General features: G+C 67.1%; 13 protein-coding genes. 9 read left to right on the forward strand and 4 right to left on the reverse strand.

Annotated elements, in window-relative coordinates; genetic code table 11:
* The first annotated feature begins 112 nt into the window (after nt 1–112).
* Genes AC5Y7V_RS25460 through AC5Y7V_RS25495 form a run of 8 tightly spaced genes read left to right on the forward strand, consistent with a single transcriptional unit; the run spans nt 113 to nt 9263 of the window.
* The gene (locus tag AC5Y7V_RS25460; RefSeq protein WP_499882931.1) at nt 113–976 is read left to right on the forward strand and encodes an alpha/beta fold hydrolase; all 864 of its coding nucleotides are present in this window, start codon (nt 113–115) and stop codon (nt 974–976) included.
* Nucleotides 976–2682 carry a bifunctional 3-(3-hydroxy-phenyl)propionate/3-hydroxycinnamic acid hydroxylase gene (locus AC5Y7V_RS25465; RefSeq protein WP_499882819.1) on the forward strand — a complete coding sequence of 569 codons (1707 nt, stop codon included), beginning with the start codon at nt 976–978 and terminating at the stop codon, nt 2680–2682. The genes AC5Y7V_RS25460 and AC5Y7V_RS25465 overlap by 1 nt, the downstream gene beginning before the upstream one ends.
* The gene (locus AC5Y7V_RS25470; protein ID WP_499882820.1) at nt 2630–3547 is read left to right on the forward strand and encodes a 3-carboxyethylcatechol 2,3-dioxygenase; all 918 of its coding nucleotides are present in this window, start codon (nt 2630–2632) and stop codon (nt 3545–3547) included. The genes AC5Y7V_RS25465 and AC5Y7V_RS25470 overlap by 53 nt, the downstream gene beginning before the upstream one ends.
* A complete protein-coding gene (locus AC5Y7V_RS25475; RefSeq protein ID WP_499882821.1) occupies nt 3544–5304 on the forward strand; it encodes an FAD-binding protein in 1761 nt (586 codons plus the stop codon). Before AC5Y7V_RS25470 ends, AC5Y7V_RS25475 begins: the two co-directional genes overlap by 4 nt.
* The gene (locus tag AC5Y7V_RS25480; RefSeq protein ID WP_499882822.1) at nt 5301–6605 is read left to right on the forward strand and encodes an LLM class flavin-dependent oxidoreductase; all 1305 of its coding nucleotides are present in this window, start codon (nt 5301–5303) and stop codon (nt 6603–6605) included. The genes AC5Y7V_RS25475 and AC5Y7V_RS25480 overlap by 4 nt, the downstream gene beginning before the upstream one ends.
* 20 nt (nt 6606–6625) lie before the next feature.
* Entirely contained in the window at nt 6626–7462 is an 837-nt protein-coding gene (locus tag AC5Y7V_RS25485) for a coniferyl-alcohol dehydrogenase (RefSeq protein WP_499882823.1), read from the forward strand.
* The gene (locus tag AC5Y7V_RS25490; RefSeq protein ID WP_499882824.1) at nt 7450–8442 is read left to right on the forward strand and encodes a cyclase family protein; all 993 of its coding nucleotides are present in this window, start codon (nt 7450–7452) and stop codon (nt 8440–8442) included. Before AC5Y7V_RS25485 ends, AC5Y7V_RS25490 begins: the two co-directional genes overlap by 13 nt.
* Nucleotides 8442–9263: an alpha/beta fold hydrolase gene (locus AC5Y7V_RS25495; protein WP_499882825.1), complete on the forward strand. Its 822-nt coding sequence runs from the start codon at nt 8442–8444 to the stop codon at nt 9261–9263. The genes AC5Y7V_RS25490 and AC5Y7V_RS25495 overlap by 1 nt, the downstream gene beginning before the upstream one ends.
* 3 nt (nt 9264–9266) lie before the next feature.
* Here AC5Y7V_RS25495 and AC5Y7V_RS25500 read toward each other — a convergent pair whose 3' ends face one another.
* The 4 genes from AC5Y7V_RS25500 to AC5Y7V_RS25515 form a co-directional block, all read right to left on the reverse strand.
* Nucleotides 9267–10874 (reverse strand): multicopper oxidase family protein, encoded by a 1608-nt coding sequence (locus tag AC5Y7V_RS25500; protein WP_499882826.1) that lies wholly within the window; start codon nt 10872–10874, stop codon nt 9267–9269.
* Nucleotides 10875–10964: 90 nt separating this feature from the next.
* Nucleotides 10965–11828: an ABC transporter substrate-binding protein gene (locus AC5Y7V_RS25505; protein WP_499882827.1), complete on the reverse strand. Its 864-nt coding sequence runs from the start codon at nt 11826–11828 to the stop codon at nt 10965–10967.
* A gap of 6 nt (nt 11829–11834) precedes the next feature.
* Nucleotides 11835–12578, reverse strand: coding sequence for an SDR family NAD(P)-dependent oxidoreductase (locus AC5Y7V_RS25510; protein WP_499882828.1), 744 nt, complete (start codon nt 12576–12578; stop codon nt 11835–11837).
* A 10-nt stretch (nt 12579–12588) separates the two neighbouring features.
* Nucleotides 12589–13356 carry an SDR family oxidoreductase gene (locus AC5Y7V_RS25515; protein WP_499882829.1) on the reverse strand — a complete coding sequence of 256 codons (768 nt, stop codon included), beginning with the start codon at nt 13354–13356 and terminating at the stop codon, nt 12589–12591.
* Between the two features lie 140 nt (nt 13357–13496).
* Here AC5Y7V_RS25515 and AC5Y7V_RS25520 point away from each other — a divergent pair, with 140 nt between their 5' ends.
* Nucleotides 13497–14306, forward strand: a complete 810-nt coding sequence (locus AC5Y7V_RS25520) for an SDR family NAD(P)-dependent oxidoreductase (RefSeq protein WP_499882830.1) — start codon at nt 13497–13499, stop codon at nt 14304–14306.
* The last annotated feature ends 52 nt before the right edge of the window (nt 14307–14358 follow it).

Consider the following 14358-nt stretch of genomic DNA (forward strand, 5'->3'; position numbering starts at 1 on the left):
CATCCGAGAGCGAAGCTCTATAGATAACGCACATCAGTGTGCGATATTAGCACACGACGTTGGCCAAAGACGAGAACAATATTTCCGAGTATCAGCAGGCGTGAGAGGGACCGTGGCGGAATTCGAGAGCGTATGGAGCGATCTCCAGGGTGTCGCGTTTTCGCAGGGCTACCTCCATGCCGGCGGAGTGCGCACCCGCTACCTGCGCGCCGGCGATTCCGGCAAGCCGGTGCTGATGTTCCTGCACGGATCCGGTGGCCACGCGGAGGCGTACGTCCGGAACCTGGCGGCGCACGCGGAGCACTTCTGGACCTGGTCCATCGACATGCTGGGCCACGGCTACACCGACAAACCAGGCCACCCGCTGGAGGTCACCCACTATGTCGACCACCTGATGGAGGTGCTGCGCCACATCGGGGTCGACCGCGCCAGCATCAGCGGTGAATCGCTCGGGGGCTGGGTCGCCGCGCGCGCCGCCATCGACCATCCCGACGCGGTGGACCGACTGGTCCTCAACACCGCCGGCGGCTCCCAGGCCGATCCGGAGGTGATGCAGCGGATCATCACGCTGTCCATGGCCGCCGCCGAGAACCCGACCTGGGAAACGGTGCAAGCCCGGATCAAATGGCTGATGGCCGACAAGTCAAAGGATTACGACGACCTGGTCGCCAGTCGCCAACGGGTATACCGCCAAACGGGATTCGTCGACGCCATGCGCGACATCATGGCCCTGCAGGATCCCGAGATCCGCGCCCGCAACATCATCTCCGCGGACGAATACGGTTCGATCACCGCGCCCACCCTGGTGCTATGGACCAGTGACGATCCCACCGCCGACGTGACCGAGGGCCGCCGCATCGCATCGATGATTCCCAACGCGCGCTTCGAGCTGATGCCCGGCTGCGGCCACTGGCCGCAGTACGAGGACGCCAAGACCTTCAACCGCCTACATCTCGACTTCCTGCTGGGCCGCTGATGGTAGCTGTGGAGCGCGACGCACTCGGGGTCGACGTCGAGGTCCTCGTCGTAGGCGCCGGTCCCGTGGGGCTGACGCTCGCCAATATCCTTGGCCTGCAGGGCGTCCGCACGTTGGTGGTCGACGAACGGGCATCGCTCATCGACTATCCGCGCGGCGTCGGGCTGGACGACGAGGGGTTGCGCACCTTCCAGTCGATCGGCCTGGTCGACCGCATCCTGCCGCACACCGTGCCCAACCAGATCCTTCGCTTCGTCGACGCCAAGCGCCGCGTCCTCGCCGAAATGGCCCCTCCCGATGCGCGTTTCGGCTGGCCGAAGCGCAACGGGTTCGTGCAGCCGCTCGTCGACGCCGAATTGCTGCGCGGTCTGGACCGGTTCGACCACGTCGAGGTGCGGTGGGAGCGGCCGATGACGGCCTGCCGGCAGGACGGCGACGGGGTCACCGTCGAGCTGGGTGGCGACGCATCCCCGTTGCGGGCCCGCTACGTCGTCGGCTGCGACGGCGGCCGCAGCATGACCCGGCGCATGATGGGCGTGTCGTTCGACGGGACGACCTCCTCTACACGCTGGCTGGTGGTAGACGTCGCCAACGATCCGCTCGGCCACCCGAACAGCGAGGTGGGCGCCGACCCGGAACGCCCGTACGCCTCGATCTCGATCGCGCACGGAATTCGCCGCTTCGAGTTCATGATTCACGGCGACGAGTCCGACGAGCAGGCCGAGGATCCGGCCTTCCTGCGCCAGATGCTGTCGCGGATGGTGCCGCACCCCGACCGGGTCGACGTGATCCGGCGCCGCGTCTACACCCACCACTCGCGGATCGCCGGCGCGTTCCGTTCGGGCCGGCTGCTGCTGGCAGGAGACGCCGCGCACCTGATGCCGGTGTGGCAGGGGCAGGGCTACAACAGCGGGATTCGCGACGCGTTCAATCTGGGCTGGAAGCTTGCCGCGGTGGTGCGCGGCCTGGCGGACGACAGGCTGCTGGACACCTACGACATCGAGCGCCGCAAGCATGCGCGGGCGATGATCGACCTGTCCACCATGGTCGGTCGCGCCATCTCCCCGACCAACCGCCGGGTGGCCGGTCTGCGCGATGTCCTGGTGCGCTCGGCGTCAATCGTGCCGTCGCTCAAGCGGTATGTGCTGGAAATGCGGTTCAAGCCGATGCCGCGCTACGACCAGGGGGCCGTCGTGCACACGGACCCCGGCCGTGCCGACTCGCCGGTCGGCACCCTGTTCATCCAGCCAAGGGTCGACACACGTGACCGGCAGGATGTGCTGCTGGACGACGTGCTGGGCGACTGGCTCGCCGTGGTGTGCTGGAACAACAACCCGCGCGACATCCTCGGTGACGTGGCGTTCGAAAGCTGGAAAGCCCTGGGCGCCAGATTCTTTGCGCTGCGACCGGCGACCCAGCTGCACTGGGAAGGCCACGACGATCCCGACGTCGTGATCGTCGGGGACCGCAACGGCGGACTGAAGTCGTGGTTCGACACCCATCAGGAGTCGGTGCTGTTCCTGCGCCCCGATCGGTGCATCGCCGGTGCGTGCATCGCTCAGCGCGCACCGGAGTTGAGCGCCCGTCTCATCGAGGCGCTCGCCCTCAAGCCGGGAGGGGGTGATTTGCCAAGTGGCACTGGCTCTGTGCTGTATGTCGCACAGCCCGCTGCTGAATCTTCCGGGGCCGTCGCGGGACCTGCTTGACGACATCGAAGCCGCGATCGCCCAGGCGCGCGAGTTCGTGCGGGACTACCAGCCGGATCTCGTGGTGACATTTTCCCCGGACCATTTCAACGGGTTCTTCTACAAGGTGATGCCGCCGTTCTGCATCGGAACGAGCGCCAACGGCGTGGGGGACTACGGTACCCACGCCGGGCCGCTGGATGTCCCGGACGACCTTGCCAACGAATGCGCCAAAGCGGTTCTGGGCGCTGGGATCGACGTGGCCGTGTCGGTCAGCATGGACGTCGATCACGGCACGGTCCAACCGCTGGAAAAGCTTTTCGGTCACGCCACCGCGCGACCGGTGATACCGATCTTCCTCAACGCGGTCGCCGCGCCGCTGGGGCCGTTGCACCGGTGCCGGGCGCTGGGCACCGCGGTGGGCAACTACCTGGCCACCCTGGACAAGCGGGTCCTGCTGCTGGGATCCGGGGGGCTTTCCCACAGCCCGCCGGTGCCGACGCTGGCGACCGCGCCGCCGCCGGTGCGCGAGCGGATCGTGCATGGCCGGCCGATGACGCCGGAGCAGCGACAAGCCCGGCAGCTCGCCGTGATCGACGCGGCCAAGAGTTTTGCGGCCGGTGCGGGTGGGCTGCAACCGCTCAACCCGGCGTGGGACCACCGCTTCCTCGAGATCATCGACAGTGGAAGGCTTTCCGATCTCGATCAGTGGTCCAACTCGTTCGTGGCCCACGAGGGGGGCAGCTCCGCGCAAGAGATCAGAACGTGGGTGGCGGCGTTTGCCGCGCTGGAGGCCGCCGGCCCGTACCGGACGACGCTGCAGTACTACAAACCGGCTCCCGAGCTGATCGCCGGTTTCGCCATCCGGACGGCGGTGCCGACATGACGTCCTCGTTCTCGGCCACCCCCGGCGTCTTCGACCACATCGTCGACGTGCTCGTCGTCGGCTCCGGCGGCGGCGGCATGACGGCGGCGCTGACCGCGCACGCGTCGGGGCTGGACGCCCTGGTGGTGGAGAAGTCCTCGTATTTCGGTGGTTCGACCGCCCTTTCGGGCGGGGGCATCTGGGTTCCCGGCGCACCGGCGCAACAGCGGGAGGGCTACGCGCCGTCGCCCGAAGGGGTCGTCGAGTACCTGCGGCAAATCACCGACGGGCTGGTCGACGACGCACGGATACGCCAGTACGTCGATTCGGCGCCGCGGATGCTCGAGTTCCTCGAAAACCTCTCGAGCTGGTTTGAATTCGTCTGGAAGCCGGGCTATGCCGATTACTACCCGGAGCTGCCCGGCGGCTCCGAGCTGGGCAGCACCATCAATGTGCCCCCCATCGACCTGCGTAGGCTGGGCCCCCACGAGCAGACGCTGCTGCAACCGTTGGCGCTCGCCCCCAAGGGAATCTGGCTGGGCCCCAAAGAGCTTCGGACCTTCTACCGGATCCGGCAGTCCTGGGCCGGCAAGGGTGTGCTGTTGAAGCTGATCGCGCGGATGGTCAGGGCCAGAGTTTTCGGCGAGCGGATGGCGGCGATCGGACAGTCACTGGCCGCCCGGCTCAGGCTGGCCATGCGCGAACGCGGGATCCCACTGTGGTTGGACGCACCGATGGTGGAATTGCTCACCGACGCCCGCGGCGCGGTGACCGGGGCGGTGGTGGGGCGCAACGGCGCCACCCAGCGGGTCGGTGCGCGACGGGGGGTCATCCTCGCGTCCGGCGGCTTCGACCACGACCTCGCCTGGCGCAAGGAACAACTGCCGGTCATCGAGCAGGATTGGAGCTTCGGCAACCCCGCCGCCATGGGCGACGGCATCCGAGCGGGCGAGAAGGTCGGCGCCGCAACCGAACTGCTGGACGAGGCATGGTGGTTCCCGGCGATCCAGTGGCCCGACGGCCGGATGCAGTTCATGCTCAACGAACGAATGATGCCGGCGCAGTTCATCGTCAACGGCGACGGGAAGCGCTTCATCAACGAGGCGGCGCCCTACATGGATTTCGGCCACGCCATGATCGACGGCCAGAAGTCGGGGGTGACCCACATCCCGTGCTGGCTCATCACCGATCACCGGTCGTTCAATCGCTATGTCGTCGGCGGCCATCTCCCGATACCGAAAATTCCCGGCGCGCCGGTACCCACCGGCCGCAAGGTACCCGCCGCGTGGCTGGAATCGGGTGTAGTCAAAGCGGCCATGACATGGGACGAAATGGCCGCCAAGATAGGAGTACCGGCACATCAACTTTCCGAAACCGCAAGCCGTTTCAACGACCTTGCGCGGCAGGGGCACGACGACGATTTCAACCGCGGCGACAGCGTCTACGACAACTACTACGGCGATCCGACCTTGCCCAACCCGAACCTGTATCCGCTGGGCAAGCCGCCGTACTACGCATTCCGGATCGTCCTGGGCGACTTGGGCACATCGGGTGGCCTGCGCGTCGACGAACACGCCCGCGTGCTGCGGCCCGACGGCACCGTGGTGCCGGGGCTCTACGCGGTCGGCAACACGTCGGCGCCGGTCATGGGCCGCAGCTATGCCGGCGCCGGAGCGACCATCGGCCCGGCCATGACGTTCGGCTACGTGGCCGCCAAACACCTTGCAGCCCAATCAGGACAAACAGGCCCCTTAACCCATATGGGAGGTAATCAATGAAAATTTCGCTGTTCTACGAGTTCGCCCTGCCGCGCCCGTGGGCGCCGGACGACGAACACGTCCTGTTGCAGGACTGCCTGGACGAGGTAGAGGCCGCAGATAAGGCCGGGTTCTCGACCGTCTGGCTCACCGAGCATCACTTCCTCGAGGAGTACTGTCATTCCACCGCGCCGGAGATCTTCCTGGCCGCGGCCAGCCAGCGGACCAAGAACATCCGGCTCGGCTTCGGGATCATGCACCTGCTGCCCGCGGTGAATCACCCCGCGCGCGTGGCCGAACGCATCGCAACCATCGACCTGCTGTCCAACGGGCGCGTGGAATTCGGCACCGGGGAAGGTTCCTCCGTCGGCGAACTCGGCGGGTTCGACGTCGATCCCGCCGACAAGCGCGCACAGTGGGAAGAGGCCCTCGAGGTCTCGATCCGATGCATGATCGAAGAGCCGTTCACCGGTTTCAAGGGCGATCAAATCCAAATGCCACCGCGCAACGTCATTCCCAAGCCGCTGCAAAAGCCGCATCCGCCGGTCTGGGTGGCCTGCACGCGGCCGGCGAGTGTGCAGATGGCCGCCCAAAAATGTATCGGGGCACTGAGCTTCGCCTACACCGGTCCCGGGCCGCTGACCGACCGGGTCAACGGCTACTACAAGGAGTTCGAGGAGAACGGCGTGCCCATCACGCCGCAGATCAACCCGAACATCCTGGCCATCGGTGGGGACCTGTCCATGATGGTCGCCAAGACCGAGGAGGAGGCACTGCAGCGGCTGGGGCAGGGCGGCGGATTCTTCTCGTTCGGGATCATGCACTACTACCTGACCGGGATGCACGTCCCCGGCCGGACCGGCGTGTGGCAGCGGTATCTCGAGGAGGTCGAGAAGGACCCGACCCTGGCGTACGGCCCGGGGCGGGGCGCCATTGGATCACCGGACACCGTGCGCGAATTCCTGCGCGGCTACGAGCAGAGCGGCGTCGACGAGATCATCCTGCTGCTCAACCCGCGCAGCCACGAGGGCACGATGGAATCCATTGAGCTGATGGGCAAAGAGGTGTTGCCGGAGTTCATCGAGCGTGACCACAAGGCCGTGGCCGACAAGGCCAAGCGGCTGGCGCCGGTCATCGAGAAGGTCGAGGCGCGCCGGCCGAAGTCGACCGCGCCGCTGTTCGACGAAACCTACGCCTTCGGTGGCCTGCCCACCGGCCGCGACAAGTTCACCGCCAGCGAGATCCCCGAGGCCATGGCGGAGATCAACGAGGGCCGCGTTCAGGCGGCGCGGCGGGCCAAGGAGCAAGAGAACGGCAAGTGACGCCGGAAGCGGATTGAGCCGTGGGACACATCGACGATCTGTGGCGCTACGACGGCCGCCGCGCCGTGGTGACCGGATGTGCCTCGGGCATCGGCGAACACGTGGTTCGGCAGCTCGGCGAACTCGGGGCCGACGTCGTCGGGCTGGACAAGCGCCGTCCGGCCCTCGCGCTCAACGAGTTTCACGAGCTTGACCTCGCCGATCCGGCCTCCGTCGATCGGGCGGCGGCCGCCGTCGAGGGGCCCGTCGACGCGCTGTTCAACGTGGCCGGCGTCTCGTCCGGGATCGGCGACCCTCCGCTAGTTGTCACGATCAACTTCCTCGGACTGCGCCACCTCACCGAGGCACTGATCGACAAGATGCCAGTCGGGTCGTCGATCGTCAGCGTCTCGTCACTGGCCGCGTCGGCGTACCGTGACCACCTGAACGCGGTGGCGCCCCTGCTAAACACCGCGACGATGGCCGAGGGCATCGACTGGTGTCACGCGCACCCCGACGCGCTGGCCGGCGGCGGCTACCAACTGTCCAAAGAGGCGATCATCCTTTACACCATGCGAAACGCCGCACCCCTTGGCGCGCGCGGCATCCGCATCAACTGCACCGGCCCTGGCGTCACCGAAACCCCGATCCTCGACCAGCTGCGCACGGCGTACGGGCAGGGCTTCTTAGACGACATTCCCAAGCCATTGGGGCGCGTTTCGGAGCCGGCCGAACAGGCCGCGGTCCTATTGTTTTTGAATAGCCGCGCGGCCAGCTACATCACCGGCCAGGTGTTGTGGGTCGATGGTGGGAATGTCGGCGCGGCGATTGCGCGTGAACTCTCAGAAGGACAGGAAGGAGCGCCGTGGCCAACGTAACCGACTTCCGGCGAGTCGCCCGCGACGTCTCCAACTGGGGGCGGTGGGGAGCCGACGACGAGCTGGGCACCCTGAACTTCATCACCGCGGAAAAGGTCGCGCAGGCCGCCGGTCTGGTCCGGCACGGCAAGGTCTTTCCGCTCGGCGTGGACTTCGGCGCATCAGGACCGCAGGGCGCCTTCGAGTTTCGGCATAATCCGGTGCATGTCATGACGGTGGACGGCGGCGATGTCAACACGCTGACCAAATACGGGCCCGATTGGGCGCGCAACCCGGTGGCCCAGCAGCTCAGTCAATATATGACCGCCGACAATCCGTTCCGCTTCAACGACGACATGATCATCATGCCGTTGCAGGCGGCCAGCCAATGGGATGCCCTGTCGCACGTCTACTACGACGATCAGCTCTACAACGGCTTCCCGGCCGATTCGGTGACCAGCCTGGGTGCCTACCGATGCGGCATCGACAAGGTCGACGGCAAGGGCATCACCTCCCGCGGTGTGCTGCTGGACCTGGTCCGCCACCGCGGTGCGGAGGTCTTCCTCGAGGCCGGGAACCCGATCACTCCCGAGGAACTGGACGACGTGGTTCGCGCGCAGGGGGTGGCCGTCGGCCGCGGCGACATCCTGTTGATCCGAACCGGTTGGTGGACAAGGTTTCTGACGACCGGCAACAAGCTGGAAGGCTACTCCGGATTGGACTGGCGGTGCGCTTCGTGGCTGCACGATCACGAGATCGCGGCGGTCGCGGCCGACAACCTCCAGGTCGAGGACCTGGTGTCCGGCATCGAGGGGATTACCTTCCCCTTGCATCTGCTTTGCCTGCGCGACATGGGCATGATGTTCGGCGAGTATTGGGACCTCACTCCGCTGGCCGACGACTGCGCCGCGGACGGCGTGTACGAGTTCCAGCTCGTCGCGCCGCCCCTGAGAGTGGTCGGCGCCGTGGGCTCCCCGGTCAACCCGATTGCGATCAAGTGATGGAGTTTCAGCGCAAAACGGTTCTGGTCGACGGCCTGCTCACCAGCTACCTGGAGGCGGGCGAAGGCGATCCGGTGGTGCTGCTGCACGGCGGCGAGTTCGGCGCCGGCGCAGAACTCGGCTGGGAGCGCAATATCGCCGCCCTGGCCGCGCAATACCGCGTCCTGGCACCGGACCAGCTGGGGTTCGGGCAGTCGGCGAAGGTCATCGACTTCGTCGAAGGGCGCCGGATGCGGATTCGGCACGTGGCGCGATTCTGCGAGGAGCTCGGCGTCGGCTCCGCAAATTTCGTCGGCAACTCGATGGGCGCCATCAACCTGCTCACCGACGCCACCGCGGACACGCCGCTGCTGCCGGTCCGCAGCCTGGTCATCATCTGCGGGGGAGGCGAGATCCAGCAGAACCGGCATTTCGATGCGCTGCAACAGTACGACGCGACGCTCCCGGCGATGCGGCGCATCGTCGAGGCGCTGTTCCACGACCCTGGTTACCCGGCGGACGAGGACTACGTGCGTCGGCGCTACGAATCGAGCACCGCCCCCGGCGCGTGGGAGGCGGTGGCGGCGGCGCGATTTCGTCGTCCCGACGCCGCGCCCTCCCCGACCCCGTCGAGCACGCGCGCCTACGAACGCATCACCGTGCCGACCCTTGTCATCGAGGGGGGCGACGACAAACTTCTCCCGTCCGGGTGGGCCGACCAGATCGCCAAACAGATTGACGGTGCCCGCGCGGTGGTGGTGGCCAAGGCCGGTCATTGCCCGCAAATCGAACGGGCCGCCACGGTCAACGAGTTGCTGCTGGATTTCCTCGCGACCGCCTGAAATCTAAAAGACGTACTCGAGCCGGGTCTGCATGCCGGCCTCCTGGTGATAGGTGTTGTGGCAGTGCAACTGCCACACGCCCGGGTTGTCGGCGACCAGCACGGCGAGCACCTTCTGCTTGGGCAGAACGATGACAGTGTCCTTGCGTGGGCCGGGGCTGCCGTCGGCCTTGATCAGCTGGTAGGTGTGGCCGTGCAGGTGAATCGGGTGATACATCATCGTGGTGTTGTCGAACGTGATCGTGGGCCGTTCACCCTCGCGGACGTGCAGCGGATCCGTCTGGCCGTAGGGTTTGCCGTTGATCATCCAGTTGTATTGCGTCATGTTGCCGCCCAACACCACCGGAAGGTTGAGGTCGGACTGTGGGCGGCCCAGGTTGACGGGCGTTGTGGCCGTGAACATTTCAATGGTGCCGACCCGCTGGTTGAGCTCGGCCGGCTGAAATCCCGCGTCGGGTGAGCTGCCGGTGCCGGTGGACAGTAGCGCGCGCGCCAAGGCGTTCTTCCCTTCCGCCAGCGCGACCAGCGGGAAGACGCCGTCGGCGGCGGTCACGATGACGTCGTAGCGCTCGGCCATGCCGATGAGCAGGGCGTCGACCAGGGTGGGTACGACGGGGAAGCCGTCGGTGTGGGTGACCGTCATCGAATGGCCGGCCAGCGCGACGCGAAACGCGGTGTCCGAGCCGGTATTGATGAAGCGGATCCTGATGCGCTGACCCGGCTTGGCGGTGAATGTGGTGGGCGCCGCCGGGATTCGGCCGTTGATCAAGTAGTACGGGTAGTCGATGTCACCGGCGTCGCCGCCGAGCAGGTCGCTCGCGCCACCCCGGCTACCCGACATCCCGGGCATCCCCGACGTCGCCGTCGTCGAGGTCGTCGAGCTGGTGGGGGACGTGCTGGTCGTAGCGGTGGTCGATGTCGTCGACGACGTCGTCGGCATGGTCGACCGGCTCGGCTTGTCCGGACTGGTGAGCTCGCTGTAGAGCTGCTGCGGGCTCTTACCGACGCCGTCGGTCCAATCATCAAGGACGACAATCCATTCGGTGTCGTAGTCGCCCTCGCTCGGATCGTCGACGATGACCGGCAGGTAAAGCCCCTTGTCGGCGTCCAGGCCGGTGTGCGGATGGGCCCAGTAGGTGCCCGAATTCGGGACGGAGAATCGGTAGGTGAAGTCCTGGCCGGCCGGGATGTTCGCGCTGGCGGGGGCGGCGCCGTCCATGTCGTTGCGCAGCGCGACCCCGTGCCAATGCACGGATGTCGCGACGTCGAGCCGGTTGGAGACGCTGACGGCGAGCTCGTCGCCGATCTTGGCCCGGATCAGCGGCCCGGGAATGGCGTTGCCGTAGGCCATCGTGCGGACGACGGGTCCACCCAGATCGATGTCCGCCAGCTGCGGCGTCAGGCTGGCGGTGACGGTGCGTCCGCTGTGCGGCCGCGCCCGCTCGGCCGCGTCGATGGCGGCGGCCATTTGCGCTGCGGCGCCCGATACTTGGGATTTCGTTTGGCTGCAGGCCGCCAGCGCGAGCCCGCCGGCGATGCCGGCGGCCATGAAGCCGCGGCGGGTCAGCCGCGCAGCGTCGAAGGGGACCCCGCTTGTGGGCGGCACGGGCATTGAGCGCTCCTCGTCTCGGGTCGAATCGCCCCCTGACGAGTTATACCGTGCTCGGACAATCGGCGGAGCGCAAGCCCGGCTCGTGCGCCCTCAGACGGTCCGGTAGATCCGCTCCGCCGGTATCGAGGCGACACCGAGTTCGGCCGCGACGGCGTCGACCGCGCGCCGGGCGATGTCGAGGTCCACCCGGCCGTCGGCGGTGAAGTGCGGACCGATGTAACGCTCGTAGTGGCGTTGCGCCTCGTCGGGCGTCAGCCGGTCCAGAAACGATGCCAGGTGGGCGACGGCCAGCTCGGGTCGCTCGGCCATGGTCCGCAGGGCGCGTTGATTGGCCCGCACCACCGCCTGCACCGCCGTGCTGTCGGGCTGAAGGCGGCTCGCGTCCACCGCTACTCCCACGGTGGGGATCTCGAAGAAGTCGCCGACCCACGCCAGCGTGTGGAAGCCTTCCTCCTCGGCGACCTGCTCCGGCGCAAGGGTGCTGCCGACGTAAGCGGCGTCGACCGAGCGGTCCCGCAGCCGCCGCAGATCCATCTGGTAGTCACCCGGGGATCGCACCACGCACTCGAGATCGCGATCGGGGTCGAGACCGTGCTGGCGCAACACGATTCGCGCGAAGCAACCCGGTGCGGTGTGCGGGGCGTGTACGGCGAGCCGGCGCCCGCGAAGGTCCGCCATGGTGCACACGCCGGGCCCGCCGAGGAACCAGAACAACGGGCGGTGGGTGTTCACACTCAGCACCGTCCATTCGATGCCATGGGTCAACCGCGACAGGACGGCGCGGCCGAGGCCGATCGTCGCGCAGGAGCGCAGACGCTCTGTGTCCCAGCTGATTCCGTCACGCACGGCGACGTGGACGCCTTCGTCCTGGAAGAAACCCTCCTGGTCGGCGATGTAGGCGACCAGTTCTTCGTGGATGCCGCGCCCGACGTAGGCCAGGTCGATCGTGTCCATGGCCGGTCAGTCCATCGCAAGGCCGCCGTTGACCGGCAGATAGTGCCCGGTGGTGAAGCCGGAATCCTCACTCGCCAAGAACGCGATCGTGTGGGCCACCTCGTCGGGGGTGACGAGCCGTCCCATCGGTGCGGCCTCCCCGAGCTGACCTATCCGCTCCGGCGAAAGTTGCCCGGTCACCCTGGTTCCGCCGACGGTGGCCGGCGCCACCAGGTTCGCGGTGATCCCGTGCGGCGCCAGCTCGAGTGCGACGTAGCGGACGAATTGGTCCAGGGCCGCCTTGGCCGTGCCCAGCGCGATCATTCCGTCGCGCGGTCGCCGCGAGAGCCCGGTGCTGAGAAAGATCAGCCTGCCGTACCCGCGGGAAATCATGCCCGGCACAACGGCTTTCGTCAGCGAATAGGCGGCGTGCAGCTCGCTGTCCAGCTTGCCTCCGAGCTGCTCCCAGGTGAGGTCGGCGAACGAGGTGACGACGAACGGGATCAACGCGTTGTGCACCAGCACGTCCACCCCACCCCAGCGCCCCGCGATTTCGTCGGCCATGGTGCAGACGTCACCGGGCGCGGTGACATCGGCCCGAATCGCCACGCCCTCGCCGCCCGCCGACGCGATGCCGGCGACCACCTCCTGCGCCTCCCCGGCGCTGGAGTGGTAGTTGACCACCACCCGAAAACCGCGTGCGGCAAGGACCCGTGCCGTCGCCGCGCCGATGCCACGGCTGGCACCGGTGATCAATGCGACCCGTGGCACCGGCGTCGGGTTATTGCGCGCCGCTGGAAGCGTGAGCGGCCTTCCAGTCGCTGAAGCGCGTGGGGTAGATCGTCGGATCTTCGCCGTCGATGGGAACGATGCTCTGGTCGTCGAGCACTGCACCGTAGTAGGGCGCCGTGGGGTCGGTGACGACCTGACGGGCGTCGCCGTCCGCGGCCAGGCTGGCGCGGGCGAAGTCGTCCATGCCGAGCTTTTCGGGGCCGGCGATGTTGGTGATGCCGTTGGTCGGATCGCCGATCGCGGCCTGGGTGACTGCCGTGGCGACATCCTTGGCGGCGATGGGCTGGAACGCCGCGTGCGGCAGGCGAATGGTGTCGCCGTCGGCCGCCGAATCGGCTATCCCGCTGACGAATTCGAAGAACTGCGTCGCCCGCACGATCGAATACGGCGCTCCGGATTCCTCGATCACCTTCTCCTGGGCGACCTTGGCCCGCATATAGCCGCTGTCCTGAGTGCGGTCGGCGCCCACGATCGAGAGCGCGACATGGTGCCGCACCCCGGCCTCGCTCTCCGCGGCGAGGAGGTTACGGGAAGAGGTGGTGAAGAAGTGCAGTACGGCGTCGTCTTCCCAGGATGGCGAGTTGGCCACGTCCACCACCGTGTCCACGCCCGCCACGGCTTCGGCGACGCCCTCGCCGGTGACGGAGTCGACGCCCGAGCGCGGCGAGGCCGAGATCGCCTCGTGTCCCATCTCGGTCAGATTCGCGATGACCTGCGAGCCGATGAGTCCGGTGCCGCCGATGACCAAAACCTTCATAGTGAAGCCCTCCCGAATTAGCCGATGAACCGGTGATCCCAGCCTTCCATCTCCGCAACCGGATTGATATAGGCCGAGGTCGACGAACGGCTTAAATCAACTGCTTGACTTAACGCGCCTCACGCCGATTAACTCGTCGTGTGGTCAACGATCTCGCGGGCAAGGTAGCCGTCGTCACCGGCGGGGCGTCGGGCATCGGCCGCGGCACGGTGGAGAAGTTCGTCGCCGAGGGCGCGCGGGTCGTCATCGCCGATGTCGATGCCGACCGGGGCGAGGCGCTGGCGACGGCGCTGGGACCCGACGCGTTGTTCCGGCGCACGGACGTCTCCGACCCAGAACAGGTCGGGGCGCTGGTTGCCGCGGCCGTGGAAAGGTTCGGCGGTCTGCACGTCATGGTGAACAACGCCGGGGTCTCGGGCACCATGCACCGCCGGTTTCTCGAGGACGACCTGGCCGACTTCCACCGGATCATGGCGGTCAACGTGCTGGGCGTGATGGCTGGTACCCGAGATGCCGCGCGGCACATGGCCGCCCACGGCGGGGGATCGATCATCAACATGACGTCGATCGGTGGAATCCAGGCCGGCGGCGGCGTGATGACCTATCGCGCGTCCAAGGCGGCGGTCATCCAGTTCACCAAGTCCGCGGCAATCGAATTGGCGTACTACGAGATTCGGGTCAACGCCATCGCGCCGGGCAACATCCCCACGCCCCTGTTGAAGACGTCGGCGGTGGACATGGATCCCGCGGAGCTCGAGCGATATGAGGCCGGGATTCGCGAGACGATGCGGTCCGACCGGCCACTGAAACGCGAGGGGACGGCCGACGACATCGCGGAGGCCGCGCTGTACTTCGCCAGCGACCGGTCGCGCTACGTCACCGGAACCGTGCTGCCCGTCGACGGCGGGACGGTCGCGGGCAAGGTCATCCGGTCCAAGCGGAAGGAATGACCGGTCCATGAATTTAAATCAAGCGCTTGACTTAAAGTGAGAAGCGGGGTTG

This window comes from Mycobacterium sp. NGS34, assembly GCF_059812845.1.